At 52.5% G+C, this 15,205-nt stretch carries 9 protein-coding genes; 5 read left to right on the top strand and 4 right to left on the bottom strand.

Features of this window, described 5'->3' with window-relative positions:
• Nucleotides 1–145: 145 nt before the first annotated feature.
• Genes IOQ59_RS12370 through IOQ59_RS12360 form a run of 3 tightly spaced genes read left to right on the top strand, consistent with a single transcriptional unit; the run spans nt 146 to nt 5,929 of the window.
• Complete coding sequence (locus IOQ59_RS12370) at nt 146–2,287, top strand: TonB-dependent receptor plug domain-containing protein (protein WP_193953694.1); 2,142 nt, start codon at nt 146–148, stop codon at nt 2,285–2,287.
• Nucleotides 2,288–2,318: 31 nt separating this feature from the next.
• On the top strand, nt 2,319–3,284 hold the full coding sequence (locus IOQ59_RS12365; RefSeq protein ID WP_193953693.1) for an ABC transporter substrate-binding protein: 966 nt from the start codon (nt 2,319–2,321) through the stop codon (nt 3,282–3,284).
• Nucleotides 3,281–5,929 carry an ATP-binding protein gene (locus IOQ59_RS12360; protein WP_193953692.1) on the top strand — a complete coding sequence of 883 codons (2,649 nt, stop codon included), beginning with the start codon at nt 3,281–3,283 and terminating at the stop codon, nt 5,927–5,929. Before IOQ59_RS12365 ends, IOQ59_RS12360 begins: the two co-directional genes overlap by 4 nt.
• A 23-nt stretch (nt 5,930–5,952) precedes the next feature.
• Here IOQ59_RS12360 and IOQ59_RS12355 read toward each other — a convergent pair whose 3' ends face one another.
• Together IOQ59_RS12355 and IOQ59_RS12350 are read right to left on the bottom strand one after the other, a co-directional pair.
• Nucleotides 5,953–6,321 carry a hypothetical protein gene (locus tag IOQ59_RS12355; protein ID WP_193953691.1) on the bottom strand — a complete coding sequence of 123 codons (369 nt, stop codon included), beginning with the start codon at nt 6,319–6,321 and terminating at the stop codon, nt 5,953–5,955.
• Nucleotides 6,321–6,806 (bottom strand): DUF2489 domain-containing protein, encoded by a 486-nt coding sequence (locus IOQ59_RS12350; protein ID WP_193953690.1) that lies wholly within the window; start codon nt 6,804–6,806, stop codon nt 6,321–6,323. Before IOQ59_RS12350 ends, IOQ59_RS12355 begins: the two co-directional genes overlap by 1 nt.
• Before the next feature lie 53 nt (nt 6,807–6,859).
• Here IOQ59_RS12350 and IOQ59_RS12345 point away from each other — a divergent pair, with 53 nt between their 5' ends.
• Together IOQ59_RS12345 and IOQ59_RS12340 are read left to right on the top strand one after the other, a co-directional pair.
• Nucleotides 6,860–7,150, top strand: a complete 291-nt coding sequence (locus IOQ59_RS12345; protein WP_193953689.1) for a helix-turn-helix transcriptional regulator — start codon at nt 6,860–6,862, stop codon at nt 7,148–7,150.
• Nucleotides 7,137–7,577 (top strand): PaaI family thioesterase, encoded by a 441-nt coding sequence (locus IOQ59_RS12340; RefSeq protein WP_228050873.1) that lies wholly within the window; start codon nt 7,137–7,139, stop codon nt 7,575–7,577. The genes IOQ59_RS12345 and IOQ59_RS12340 overlap by 14 nt, the downstream gene beginning before the upstream one ends.
• 9 nt (nt 7,578–7,586) lie before the next feature.
• Here the strand turns inward: IOQ59_RS12340 and pbpC are convergent, their stop codons facing one another.
• The gene (gene pbpC, locus IOQ59_RS12335) at nt 7,587–9,914 is read right to left on the bottom strand and encodes a penicillin-binding protein 1C (protein ID WP_193953687.1); all 2,328 of its coding nucleotides are present in this window, start codon (nt 9,912–9,914) and stop codon (nt 7,587–7,589) included.
• Nucleotides 9,911–14,860, bottom strand: coding sequence for an alpha-2-macroglobulin family protein (locus tag IOQ59_RS12330; protein WP_193953686.1), 4,950 nt, complete (start codon nt 14,858–14,860; stop codon nt 9,911–9,913). The genes pbpC and IOQ59_RS12330 overlap by 4 nt, the downstream gene beginning before the upstream one ends.
• Between the last annotated feature and the right edge of the window lie 345 nt (nt 14,861–15,205).

Genomic DNA, 15,205 nt, shown 5'->3' with positions numbered 1-15,205 from the left:
GGTTAGGATAACCGTTCAATAATAACAACGATATGGTTATGGACTGGATACTCACCAACAACGGCTTCATTCTTGAAGCTATTGTGATGACAGGCATTATTATCTACGTGGGTACCCGTATATAACCGCGAATTAGTACCGGATTATGACGCGATTACAGAATGGACCTGTTGTATCTGTGCTCTTATCGGCTTGGCGTTTTACGCGTTGTCTTGCTCCTTTAGGCGCTCTTTCATTTTCACTCGCTGCCCCGCTGACGTTCGCCAGCGACGGCGTTACCGATTTCACTGAAGCTGACCTCTTTGCCGATATTCCAGAGGTACTATCAGCCACCCGTTTGCCTCAGCGCCTCACCGAAGCGCCGGCGGCGATTACCATCATTGATCGGGAGATGATTGATGCTTCCGCCGCGACCCGTATTCCGGATTTACTCAGGCTGGTGCCGGGCATGCAGGTCTTTCATGTCTCCCGCAACCAGACGGGGGTGACCTATCACGGCGTAAGTGATAATTTCCCCAATCGCATGGAAGTGATGATTGATGGCCGCAGTATTTATCTGCCACTGCTTTCAACGGTGGGCTGGGAAACCATCGGTATTGAGCTGGACGACATCGACCGCATCGAAGTGGTCCGTGGCTCCAACGTTCCCACACAGGGGTCCAACGCATTTCTTGGATCGATCAACATCATCACCCGCACGTCTCTTAACGAACCCAATAACAGTGCCAAAGTTCTAACCGGTAACCGGGGGGAGAAGCGTGCGGAACTGCGTCATAGCCTGTTTACGGACTTTGGGCACTTACGTATCTCCGCAGGAAGCAGCGCTCACGACGGCAGTCCCCTGTATAACGAAACAGCTGACAACCAATACCTAAACCTCAGCGGCTCATCAACGCTGTCATTACGCGACACCATAGATCTTCAACTGGGTTTCGCCCGGGGTGAAACCTTTATCGTGGATGCAGGTTCATTGCGCCATGTGCCCAGCCCACGTGATCACGACGCCAACTTTCAATATCTGGTGTGGAATCACGCAGCCTCAGATGAAAACGAGTTTCGTCTCAGCTTTTATCACAACTACCTGAAACTCAATGTCGATGCGATACCAGCCAACGAATGGTTATCCCGTGAGTTTGAGGTAGACCTGGCCACAGCGACCGGTTTTGCGAATCTGTTTGGTGTGGACGGCTCAATGATCCGACCCGATTCAGAGCACGGAACATCAGAACAGTATGATATTGAGCTGCAACACACCCACTACGCCAATGAATCACTCAGCCTGATCAGTGGCTTGGGATACCGATACGAACAGGCTAAGAGTGACGTTTTGCTGGATACCGAAAGCTGGATCGTGGAAGAGCGTGGGCGTGCCTTTGCCAACGCGCAGTGGAACCAGACCGATCAACTGGTCTGGAATCTTGGAGCCATGCACGAAACCGCCTCAATCGCAAGCAACCGTCTTTCCCCCCGGCTGGCACTCAACTATCTCATTGACGAAAGCACCAGTGTTCGTGCCGCACGGACACGTGCCTTTCGTATGCCCTCTATCCTGGAGCGACATAACACTTATTTCCTGCGCCAGAATGATGCCAACGGCAATCGTATTCTGGAACAGCAAGCCTCTCCCGCAGAAGGCCTGATCCCCGGTCAGATAGACACCACAGAGCTCGGTTTCTATTGTTTGATTCCGGAAAACAATCTGCAGTTAGATGTACGCCTGTTTCATGAACGCGTCAGCCAGGGCATCCGCTCAAAATTTGTCGAGGTCGATCCTGATCTGGTGATCGACGACCCGGTACTGGCATCTCTGGAAAATGGTACAAGTATTACCAAAGGAAATGTTGAGTTCTTTGACGCCGAAGGCATCGAATTTCAGGTAAAATACAAACCTCAGCCCGAAACACTGGTGCTGCTGAACTACGGGCATGTTGAAATTGATGGTCAGTATCTGAAAAAACCTAACGATACTTTCCAGCTACACCACTATGCCCCTAAGGATACCGCCTCAGTACTTGTCAGCCATCAGTTCGATGATCAGTGGCAGGCAAGTCTGGCCCACTACTTCATGGGTTCAACCCGCTGGTTAGAAGGCACCAGCGGCAAAGAGGTACGTAAAGCGTATCAGCGGACAGATCTGCAGATCAAAAAACGATTCCCGCTGACTCAACACACCGATGCAGAGGTTAAGCTGATTGTGCAAAACCTTCTGGATAAGCGCTATCAGGAGTTTTATGCCAACAACCATTTCGATCGCCGCGCCTACGTGGAATTCAAACTACTCTATTAATTGAGTAGCCGACTCACAATGGATTGTGTCAATGGCAATATCGCCGCGTAAATCTTTCCGGGCATTCAACGTCCGCTGTTTAATCAGCTGCGTTGTTTATCTTTTTCTGGCATTGGTTTCAGAGGTATACGCGCGCCCGCTGGTTGTACTCAGCGACGATACCCGTAGCTACCAAAAAGTGCTGAACGCTATTCGGCACTATAGTGATCAGCCGGTTGCCAGCATTTCCACCGACCAGCTTCTGCTCAACCCAAAACAACTGGATCAAGAACCTCACGATTACTACGTGGCCGTCGGTTCTCGCGCCACCAACACCTTACTGCGTTTACTACCCGCTGAAGCACCACCGCTGCTCTCCACGTTTATTCCACGTCGCAGTTACCAGAACCTGATCCAAACCTATAACAACAGCGCAACGGTGCTTGCGAACAAGGTATCCGCGATCTACCTTGATCAGCCCTATTCCCGACAATTGCGGCTGGCGCGCCTGATCCGACCCGACGCAGATACGATTGGGGCCGCTTTTAGCTCACAATCAGCGCGCGACCTGCCTCTGCTCGAAGATGCACTCAACGCCACCGGACTGACATTGAGTCACCGGGTGCTGGACGAAGATAAAAATCCGATCAAACAACTCCAGCCGTTGCTGGAGTCCAGTGATATTTTTCTCACACTGCCGGATAAGGCGGTCTTTAACCGTACAACGGCCAAGTGGATTCTCTATATCTCATTCCGCTTGCGTGTGCCTCTATTGGGCTTCTCTCGCAAATATGTAGATGCGGGTGCTGTTGCGGGGGTCTACTCAACCGCCTCTCAGATCGGGCGTTACACCGGGGAAGTGATGGCCACATTGAACCCACTACAACCGGTCCTGCCCAAACCCCGTTATCCCGTCTATTTTTCTGTTGCAACGAATCCATCTGCGGCCAAAAAGCTGCGCATGGATGTTCCTGCCGAGGCTGTACTTGAGCAGAAGCTTAAGGAGGCGGAGCAGTGATCCTGAGCCGATTCAAAAATATTACCATTCGCCAGTGGGTGCTGATTGTCAGCTTGTTGCCCCTGGTGTTGATTACGCTGCTGCTTGGCAGTTATTTTATCCACACCCAATTGCAGGACGCCGAAAATGCCCTGCGTGAGCGTGGCGAAAGCATGTCACATCTAATGGCATCTGCAGCCGAGTTCGGCCTGATCACGGATAACAAAGAGATGCTGTCCAGCCTAATCCGTCATCCAAATAAAGATATCGACGTTGCTGATATCGTCTTTCTCAACAGCGACTTTAACGTGGTATTGCGTTCTGACCAGTACGGCTCGGATATCCGACAGGATTTGAATTACCCACATTTCACCGATAAATACATTTTCTTCCTACAACCGGTAACGGCCACCGGCATCGACGTTTTAGACTCCCCGGAATTTACCGATTCAAGCGGAGTTGAAGCACGTCCGCCCCAGATCGGCTGGGTCGCGGTTATTTTATCGAGGGTTCACACCCAACACCGTCAGCAAGAGATCATCCTGAAGGGGATATCAATTGCACTCGTGGGTCTGTTTCTTACGCTATTTATCGCCATCCGTTTTGGCCGCCGTATCACAACGCCAATATTGCGTATCACCGAGGTGGTCAAACAACTTGAAAAAGGTCAGCTGGATGTGCGTTCCCCCTCCGTTGCAACGGGTGAGCTTAAGACACTGTCACGCGGTATTAACCGTTTGGCACAGCGGGTACAGGAATCCAACCAGACACTGGAAAGTCAGGTCAATCGGTCGACCACCCGCCTGCGTGCAACACTGGTGCATCTGGAACGGCAGAACCTGGCACTGATCGCGGCCCGTAAGAAAGCCGATGGCGCAAACCGCACTAAGGACGATTTCCTCGCACGCATGAGTCACGAGCTGCGGACACCACTCACGTCCGTACTGGGTTTCTCCCGTCTGCTGGATAAAACCGAGCTTCGCCCGGAGCAAAAAGAATACACGCGGATCATCAACCAAACGTCATCCCTGCTGTTATCGATCATTGATGACATTCTGGATTTCTCCAAGCTGCAGTCCAACGCCATTAAGCTGGAGAAACTCTCCCTGAATGTCGATTCACTGGTCAGCGATATTGTCGAAATGCAGGCCCCCGCAGCCCATGCCAAAGGGCTGGAACTGATCCCATTGGTCGCACCGGACATCCCGGCAGATCTACACGGTGATCCGATGCGTCTGCGCCAGATTTTGACCAACCTGGTGAGTAACGCGATTAAATTCACCGACCACGGTCACGTCGTGATCCGGGTCTATCAGGAGAAACAGAGCGACGACAGTTCGACCTTGCTGTTTGAGGTAGAAGACACCGGCGTTGGTATTCCGAAAAACCGTATCCGGAATCTTTTTCAGGCATTCACTCAGGCGGATAACTCCATCACCCGCAAGTTTGGAGGCTCTGGTCTGGGATTGGTCATCGCTCGACTGCTATCAGAGCTGATGGGTGGCAGTATTGAGCTGAACAGCGAAGAAAACAGCGGCACAACCGTCAGCGTATACATCCCAATGTACTGCCCAGAATCTCAGGTAATACCTGCAACCTATCATGGCGGACAAGTACTGATTTTCGACCAGCACCCGCTCAACCGTCGTAACCTAAAAAACCAGCTTAGCTATTTAGCACCGAAACCAATATCCGTTACGACCTGCGAAGAGATGCTACGCCGCCAGTCGGAACAAGAGATCAGCACCATTGTCTGGGGACTGGAGCCTAATGCGACCCGCTCCAGCACGTTTGCAGAAGAACTACGCATCGTCTGCGCACAGTATCAGGGTCCGCTGATCTTACTGGCGTGCGAACCGCCTGAACTGGCCCTGCCAGAAAACATCACCGTACTGCGTAAACCCACACGGACCGGAAACCTGCTCAGCGCGGTTCTGCCAGACCGGTTTGATGCACCGGAGAATGAATACAGCGAAAAAGAGGTGGAGCTGCCGCTACGGATACTGGTGGCCGAAGATAACGACTTCAACCGTCTGTTGATCACCCGTATTCTGGAACAGGCCGGCGCTGAAGTCGTGATCAGCACCAACGGTGAAGATGCCATCAAGTATGAGCAGAAAGAGACATTCGACCTTATTTTGATGGATGTTCATATGCCAAAAGTGGACGGCATTCAGGCGACAGCCGCGATTCGCCAGCGCAATAAAGAGATCCCGATTATCGCCCTCACCGCGAATGTTGTTGCCAGCGAGCATCAGCGCTTGATCCATGCCGGTGCCAATACCGTATTGTTGAAACCGATCAACGATCAGGAAGTAAAAACCGCGATCAACGCACTGACACAAAAAACGGCTCTGACTACCCGCACACCTGCGGAAGCCAGTTCCAATGCTCAGATGCTCGAAGACTACCAGATCAGCAAAGACCTTCTTCATCAGGAACTTCTTGATCAGCTCACCGGGTTATTCTCAGGCTTTGAAGACCGCAGCTCCGAAAAAATGCGTCATCACTCGCACCAGTTATTGGGGCTGGCCGGTCTCTATGAACTGCCTGAACTGGAGATGGTGGGGATCGAACTGAACCGGGCAATCAAGCAGGATAATATTCGTCAGACGTGGGATGCGTTATGGCGTTTACAGCGGATGGTCGAACACAGTCAGTACTAGTTCTGAACGTATGTCGAGCGCGCTCAGAACTCTTTATAGGACGGTTCTTTTGCGATGAGAATCTCAAGTTTTTCTGCGACCTTACCGATCCGCTCACGGCCGTCACGACCATAGATATTCAACCCGGGGGTGGCAGGAGGATGTTCGTCATCCCCTTCGTCAACAGCAACACAGAGCTGACGGATCTCCTCCAGATCAGGGTCATGCGGAATCGGCATACCCAGAAATAACTGCCAGGCGCCCTCATTGCCCTGATTGCTGGCGACGTCTTTTAAGAGCTGCAATGTATCCTGACGTGATGGACGATAGGTCGGCGCGCGACCAAACACCAAGGCGACCGCCAACCCACCCACAATGAGCAGGGTCACCAGAAAAATCGCAATAAACTCCATCAGTGAAAGTGCTTTTCAAATGGATAAGAGGCCAACAGCCCTGCAGCTTTCAGCAAGGCATCTTTGTGCTCGGCTTCTATCTGCTTCATCTCTTGTGTATAGCGCCACCGCTCCTGTTTATCCAGCTCCTTCCACTTCTTCAGATACGGGATATGACGGGTCCGCTCAAACACCTCATTGATAACACTGAAATCAGGTTCCTGCTTTAGCTGAGGTGATAAGTTGTCCAGCAACACGCTAATACGAATCGTACCTTCGGTCAGTGTCATCCGCTCATCATGAATCATCGCATTGGCAATCACATGGATACTCTCGATCAGGTAATCACGCTGTTCCTGCGCTTTCGCCTCCAAAGCATGCAACTTAGCCGCCTGCTCTTCTTGTGCTGCTTTGATCGTTGCCCGCTGACGCAGGATAAATACAACTAACCCAGCACACACCAGCAACCCAACGGCGATCAGACCATATACCCACGTCTCAGACATTGTCTCTCCTAACAGGACCTGTTTAGATACAACTCAAATAGATTGAGGCCACTATGCAAATTCTCGCAAATGCGCCCAGCGTGGGCGATATTATCCACGAACTGTATCTAAAACCCACTCATTTATCGGTTGAAGGGGCGGCAGAGCTATGCGGCATTCCCCTTGAGCAGTTCCAGCGTATTCTGGATGGATCTGAGACCATCGGGTATGAGTTGTCATATAAACTCGCACAGGGATTTAAAACCTCCTACACCTTCTGGCTGCATCTGGCGCAGGATCATCAAACAGAGTCGGTCACGCACACAGAACCCACTTCACAGGATGATAGCGATGTCAGCAACTGAAACCCATTACCGGGGGCTGGAGCGGATGTACCATGCAGCCCCGATTAATAAGCTGCTGGAAAGTACACTCAATGTTGAGAAAGGCAGTTCAACGATCCTCAGCACGGTGCAACTGGATTACTTTCATGCGGCAGGTTCGATGCATGGCTGCTTGTACTTCAAGGCACTGGACGATGCGGCTTATTTTGCTGCGGCCAGCCGTAACCGTTCCCAATTTTTGGTGACCACCGGATTTACGACATACATCACCCGTGCAGTCAGTGAAGGCCCACTTACGACCAAAGGCAGGCTGATCAGTGCTGGTAAGCAGTTATTGGTTGCGGAAGCGGTGATGTACGATCCCCGTGGACGTGAAGTTGCTCGTGGCAGCGGGACCTTTATGCCCAGCGGAAAGCTGCTGGCAGAACAGCCAGGATATACCGACTGATATTTGTCATCAGGGTAATACACGGATGTCTACCCTATCCATATTGCCCTGTTGATCCACAACACTGATCTGATACCGTCCCGCCTGCGTCAGCTGATAGGGCAAACCGTTCTGACTGCGGCCGATATATCCCCCGTTCAGATACCAGTCCCGATACCCTGATCCCCCTTCCGCATTTAGCATGATATCCAGTGCCTCGGTTCGATGAGCGCCGGGCAGTTGTAAGAGTGCATCCGTGGGCCAGCTGGTGATATGCAGCGGTGCTTCGGCCGCCCCAGAACTTCGTTGACAGCGGGCATCCAGTGGTGGCAACCGGTGCTGATTCTGCCAATGCCGGGGAAGCCAGGGATCCACGGCTTCCGGCCACAGCGCAATCAATGCAGGCTCTAATGTATGACCGGGAAGACAAGCTGGCTCAGCACGTTTTCCACTCACCGGATCAAGCCAGATCTGATTCACCTGTTTCTGTAGCGTCAATTCAGAAGTTTCGGGCAATGTCGCTGGTGCAGTATCGTTTAGCAACCAAGCGTCATAACGTTTGAGGCAGTTGGGCGCGGTATTTTCACGGCGCGTGTGCTGAGTCCCCGCAGGCCAGCAGATCGTTTGCCGACTGACAGATTCAGGCTGCTGCGGATGTTCTGCTTCAGAGCTTGGCAGTGCCGCATGCACCCGAAACAACAAGGGCGCAGCCGTCACACGGCCATAACGCCCCGGACTGGCACTGCCATCGGGTCGTCCAACCCAGACACCAATACTCCAGTCAGGCGAAACACCCATCGCCCAGGCTTCCCTATATCCGTAGCTGGTGCCTGTTTTCCATGCTAAATCCCATTCCTTCCGGGTGTGCTGACCGATACGCCGGTAAGGATGTTGCGCCAACATATCCCGAATGATCCAGGCCGCACCGGAAGACATCAGATACCGCTCCTGCTTTGGGCTGTCAGTCTGAAAACGAGGGCTGATCGCTTTTCCGTCTCTCGCTAATGCACTGTAGATCCCCAGCAACGATTCCAGCTGCACACCAATCCCCCCCAGAATCACCGAGGTATTGGGCTTTGCACTGCCCGGGCCAAAGGTTTTCAAGCCCCCGTTCTGCAAACGCGTGACAAAGCGATCTGCGCCGAAGTGTTCGATAAGCTGCACTGCGGGCACATTCAACGAGCGTTGCAGCGCCGAGGTAGCCGTCACCGGGCCATTGAAAAAGCCGCTGAAATTCTGCGGGCGATATTGGCTTTTGAAACGTGGTGCATCGATCAGCAGAGAGTGAGAGTGGATCAGCCCCTCATCCAACGCAAACCCATAAAGGAAAGGCTTCAGGGTTGAGCCGGGAGAGCGTACGGCCTGAATGATATCCACCTGTCCGGCACGCTTTTGCGACCAGAAATCGGCGGAGCCAATGTAGGAGCGAACAGCACCATCCCGATTTCGCATCACCATAACCGCAACCGAATGCTCCTCACTCAGGGACTCCGTGTATTGATCAACTAAGCGCTCCAACTGAATCTGAAGGTCATAATCCAGCGTGGTGTTGATCGTCCGGCAATCCGTGCAGTCCTGATAGAGCCGTCTTGCCAGCAGAGGTGCGACATTGGGCATTCCTTGAGCAAACGTCGATACAGGCTCCTGCCGGGCATCGTTAATCCGCTGCAAAGACCATAATCCCAACGATTGCATCCTTTGCAGTACTTTGTCGCGTGCTTGCCGGGCCCGTTGTGGATGGCGGTCGGGACGATAGTCGCTTGGACGCTGGGGCAATACCGCCAGCAATGCAGCTTCCGCATCACTCATTTGTAAGGCGGGTTTATCAAAGTAGTAATAACTGGCCGCCTGAACGCCCGACAACGTGCCACCAAACGAAGCGATATTCAGGTAGATGCTTAGGATTTCCGCTTTGCTATAGTGCCACTCCAACTGCAAGGCCCGCAGAATCTGCGAGAGCTTTCCTAAGTAGCTGCGGGCATGCGGATAGAGCAAACGCGACACCTGCATGGTCAGCGTCGACCCACCGGACAACACCCGTTCGCTGCGCAGGTTTTGCCAACCGGCGCGCAGCAGCGCCAGAGGATTCACCCCTGGGTGCTGATAGAACCAGCGATCCTCGTAGGCGAGTAACAACTCCAGATAGGTCGGCGAGACCTGCTCGAGTGTAACGGGGTAACGCCATTGGTGATTAGCACCGGGAAATGCCCGTAATGGGGTGCCATCTTCAGCTAATACAACGGTGCTAACCGCAGGGATAGGGGCCATGGGATACAGACGATCCAAGGATCCAAACAGCCCTGCAACCAGGGCTACCGAGACAGCAACCCCGATGACCAGGCGACGAAGGCGTTTCATTCCCCAGCAATAATCCGAATCTGTCCCGCTGCAGACCCATTGTGGCGCAGTTCTGGTCGGTACATATCTTCAGCAAAGGTAGGCGGTACGGTGAACACACCCGGCGATACCACCCGTGCCAGATAGAAGACTCGAGCGCTTTTAGCCCAACCGGGATTCAACGCAACGACATACCGATCATCCCGAAACTCCTGGTGACGAATATCCTGCCCCTGCATGATATCCACAGGCGACTGACCATCAAACTTGAGGTTATCCAGTTCATAAGCCGTTGCCAGATTCTGGTTTTCCAGCTCCAGTCCCGCCGGTAACAAGTCAACCAGCAACAGGTGATGGGTGGTTTGTGCCACATTGGTTTGCAACTCAACCAGCACCATCTCTCCGGTTTCCAGCGTTTGATCTTTCAGCGGTTTGCCATCCAGATCGTAGAAACGCCTGATCACATCAATGCCGTTGCTTTCGGCAGCGGGGGTCTGTTTGCTATAGCCGGATAAACGAGCAGTCAGGTACGCGGTTTTGTCACTCAGGTTTTTGATACTCAGTCCGTCCATCAGAACTTGCGCCTCATACTGACTGTACAGGCCGCTCAGGTCTTTAAGCGCTACCACTTTATCGCCCAAAGTTAACTCGGCAGACAACGTGTCCGCAGGCATTTGCTGCAAGATTAAACCCGCCATCACCAGTGCATTGCGTTCTTGCGTACTGAGCCATGTACGCTGCTTAAGTTGTTTATCCAGTGCAAACAGTAGCGGTCCCCAGTGGGATTCGGGCAGCTTCGTTTCCAACATCCAGTACAAGGCCAGCGCCAGATCTCTGACTTTGCTGCCATAGGTGCTGCTTTTAAAGGTACGCGACGCCAGTGAAAGCTGTGCCTGAGTCAGTGCGGCATCCGCCCGCTTTTGATCACCTGCTTGCTGTAAGCCAAGACCGAGCTGCAATAACCCCAGCGCCGTCCAGTTTTTGCCTTTGTTGTCATACAGGCTACGCAACTCCGACAGACGTGCTTGTCCGTTGCGCGCCAGTACCTGAGCAGCATATGCACTCACCGCAAAACGGGTACGCTGCATGTTGTTTGCATACTCACTGTGAATCCAACGGGGATTGCGCAGGTAACGCTGAACACGCTGCAGTGCTTGTTGCAGGTTCTGCTCGGGCACGCGATACCCCTGATCTCGAGCACGCATCAGGAAGTCGGTCACATACACCGTAAGCCAATACTCTTCTGGACTTTGATTACCCCACAGGCCGAAACCGCCACTGCTTTTTTGCATACCCAGTAAACGCTGGATGGCTAATCGAATCGCGGCCTGACGCTCCTGATCGGATTCACCCTCAATGCCCAGATCTCGCAGCCTGTTGGTCGTGGTAAACAACTGTGAAAACACACCACTGGTGGTTTGCTCCAGACAGCCATAAGGATAACTGCGCAACGCCTGAATATGGCGACTGATCGCCAGCGGCGGTTTTGCTGATACGTTGAGTGATAACTCGGTGCTGGAAAGTATCAATGGAGAAAGCGCATCCATCGGTAAACTGAAGCTATCCCCCTGAGACAATACCTGCTGCCAGCGGGACTCGCTGGACGACCACGCCGGACGTGAAGAGAGATACCAACGTCGACTGAAAGCACTGTCTGCCCCCTCCTCCAAACCTTCCAGACCACTCACGGACAGGTCAATAGAAACACGTCCAAATTCCTCAGTCGCATGCACGGGGATCTGCACAACGGTGCGCTCATTATCGACCAGCGTCACCGACTGCTTAAGGTGATTTTGACCACCCTCTAATACCAATCTGGCGTCCAACTTCATATCCAAACTAATAGTCTGCTCTCGGCCACTCAGGTTATGTAACTGCAGGGCCAATTCTGATTGATCGCCAATCGCCAGAAATCGCGGCTTAACCAATGCCGTCACCAGTGGTGCGGCAACCTGTAATTCATCGGCACTTGAGCCATAGCTATCATCGGAAAAAGCCAACGCCATCAAGCGCACGCGACCGTTAAAATCAGGGAAATGCACAGGGACCTGCGCCTGCCCGTTTTCATCCACATCAACCACACCTGAAAACAGCGATACGATCTGTACGTCAGAGGCTTGCTGATCCCCGCCGCGTTGCAGGTCTGCATCACCGCCAAAGCGCAATGTCGCAAGATCACCATCATCTGCGTCAATCAGCGCACCGTAACTATCGCGTACATCGACACCGTAGCGGCGCTGACCAAAAAAGCCTTCAAACGGATCGGGGGTTTCAAAGCGGGTGATGTTAAGTACTCCCAGATCCACGGCGGCGAGCGTTAAACCAACGCGTGAAGGAATATCGCCGCCAGCACGGCGGCTGATCTGCACGGGGATGGTCAGGGATTTCTCCGGCAACGCTTTGGCAGGCAGATCCAGCGTGACGTCTAAGCGACGTTTGTCGCGTAACAGACGCAGGGGCTGAATCCCCATCATCCGGCGGGGCAATCGTGTTTCACGCTCAAGACCTGGCTGAACCAACATCACAGAGAGATAGAGGTCGTGACGATTCCAGCTTGGGTCCACCGGAAGTTCGATGGTTGCACCTTCTTCGGGGACGGAAATCTTACGCCAATAGAGCGGCTGATCCCCTTCAACGACCAGATAACCATCTCCCGCTGCGGGCGGTTGCAGGCGCATCTGAACCTTATCCCCTGCGCGGTAAGCGTCTTGATCCAGCGAGATACCAATACGGTCGGGCCTCCCCGATAAGGCTTGTTCCTGTTCGCTCCAACCGGCTTTAAAGCGGTAACTACTGATCAGGCCGCTATCTGGATTTTTGACTTCCAACCGGTAGTAGCCCCACTCTACCGGCACCTCGATCTCGCTGGTCTGATCAGCATTCAGTGAAATCGTTTGATTGAATACCGGATACTGGCGCTCGGTATAGTTGTTACTCCAACCTTCAGCATCCGAATATACCCAGTGGTAACGTCGATGTTCACGTATCAAGGTAACTTCAAGATCATCCCGTGCCAGCTTCTCATCGCCATCGGTGTAGATCAGTTCGAAACTCGCGTTACCGTTGTAATCCGTGGTGTGTTCCTCAAACAAAGGGCGGATCCCAACCAGCTGAGGGGCAGGTAATACGTAGCTACTAAAGGAACGACTAACCGGCCGCCCCCCCATATCCTGCAAGCTCTCGAACAATCTGAGTCGCAGAGGCGTTTTGGTTTTTTGCCAGAACGGTTTTACCTTGAGCTGAGTTTCACCCTGACTATCGAGTTTCTGGTTATCCAGTTCAACTCGACGGTTCCAGTCGGTCTCGCGTATATCTCCAAAATAGTAATCGGAAAAGGCCTCAAACGGATGCGCATACATCGCGACAACCAGCTCTGACTGCAGTTGATTTCCATCGGCAGGCGCACCATATAAATATTGGCCAGACACCTTCAGCATCAGAGCTTCGGTTGCACTAATCCGTTCTTCGCCATCGAGTATTAACGACATGCGTTCTGGTAGAAACTCCTCCACCTGAAAACTGTATTCACTACGGGTCTGATCCGGCAGCAGTACAGAGAGTATCCAGCGACCGGTCGGCTGATCTTTAGCAATAGGAAAGGTCGTTTCGTAATAGTTAAGCTCATCAGGTGTAATCGTACGTGTACTGACAACGCGACCATCAGGTTGTTGCAGCGACGCCTGCAACGGAATCCCCGGCACCATCTCTCCGTCACGGCCTCGCAGTAAACCACTGACCGTCACCGATTCCCCTGGACGGTAGAGATCACGTGCTGAGTAAAGGAATAACGTTTGCGCCTGCGGGTTCAACCCAGTGACTGGAAATTCAGAAAGATCCAGCGCCGGACCATACAAGCGCACCAGTGTTGTATCTTCCGCTGAACTAGCTACCAATATTTTAGGAGTAGCATCACCACTCAGATCCAGATCGCGAAAGCTTGCACGGCCATTGGTTGTCGAGGACTGAGTCGCAATAACCTTCCCATCTCCGGTCAGCAATGAAAGCTCTATACCTGACTGAGGTTCAGCGGTGGATAGCGCACTCACATAGGCGTCGATTTGCTGATCATAGATACGCAGTTGGACACCCAGATCAGTCACCGCAAACCACGTCGCTGGATAGCTATAATCGTAATTACCGGAGCGGCGCATCACGGCCAGGTACGTACCTTTCTGTTGCAAGGCAACGATATCCTTAACGGGTAAGTAACTGGTAGCCTGCGCATTGCGCGCCATAGTCAGATCAAAACGTCCGGTATAAGCCAATTCAAGCTGCGGTATGTATTCCCGCACCCGCCAAAACTCCTGCTGCCCCGGCTTTTGATTATCGGCCAGAAAACTCACTAAACGCTCTGCAGGGATACGGTAAAAATCCACATCAACCGATTTAGCGTTGCGTGAAATAACCGGTAAACCCTTCGTCAGTTTATGGGCCAATAAATTCCCACGCCCGACAAAACCCAACATGGGAGAGAGGGCTTCTGTTTTTAACACGACAGAAAACGGCTCTGAAATGGCTTGTTTCAACTGCGATGGCATGCCCGCCAGGACAGTGACTTTATAGGATTTTTCAGGCAATAAATGAGGGAAATAGAGTGTTGTGGCGGTATCACCGGCAGCCCACTCTCCGTTAACACGTTGACCGGAATCGGCTTCGACCTGAAGCCACTGGGCAACCTTACCCTCTGCTGCGACTGGTGCAGTAAAGGTAACCGCTGCCGCAAGACGCCCCTGATAAAACTCAGTACTGATATCTGCAACCCTGAAATCCACACCTTCAAAGCGTGTGTCCGGTTCCACTACCTCTGGCGGTATAACCTGAATATGCTGTGTCTCAGTACTAGGGGATACTTGCTCGGATACCTGATCGAGCGTTTGAACAGGAGCCTGGGAATCATCGTCACCGCATCCTACTAGCAATGCCACAACGAATAAAAGAAAAGACCAATTCGCGGGTTTTACCGACATGTTTCCACTCCCTGATAGCCATAAGTCCGTTACCGATAAGTGGAAATAGTAGCACGTAGATTTGAAGGTAAGCTTAACAACAGAAAGAGTGACTAACGTTATAGTGTTGTATGCAACATAAAACCCAGACCTGAAGGTGCCCCCTGTAGGGTCGTCTTTAGGCGACCTGCACTTTGGTGAAGCGCGGATGGCTTGTTCAAGTTCGGAACTAAGGTGATTAACAGAAGGCAGCTGATGCCTGCCTGGTTGCCTGAAGACAACCCTACAATAAGATGGGAGCGCGCAGTGCGCGGCCGTTTTGATCTCCGGCCATAACGAAAAAACCCCAGCTGCATCGCAACTGGG

The organism is Pontibacterium sinense, from assembly GCF_015209595.1.
Lineage (GTDB): Bacteria > Pseudomonadota > Gammaproteobacteria > Pseudomonadales > Balneatricaceae > Pontibacterium > Pontibacterium sinense.
Note: the sequence above shows the minus strand (reverse complement) of the source record. Positions and strands in the feature narration are given on the sequence as shown.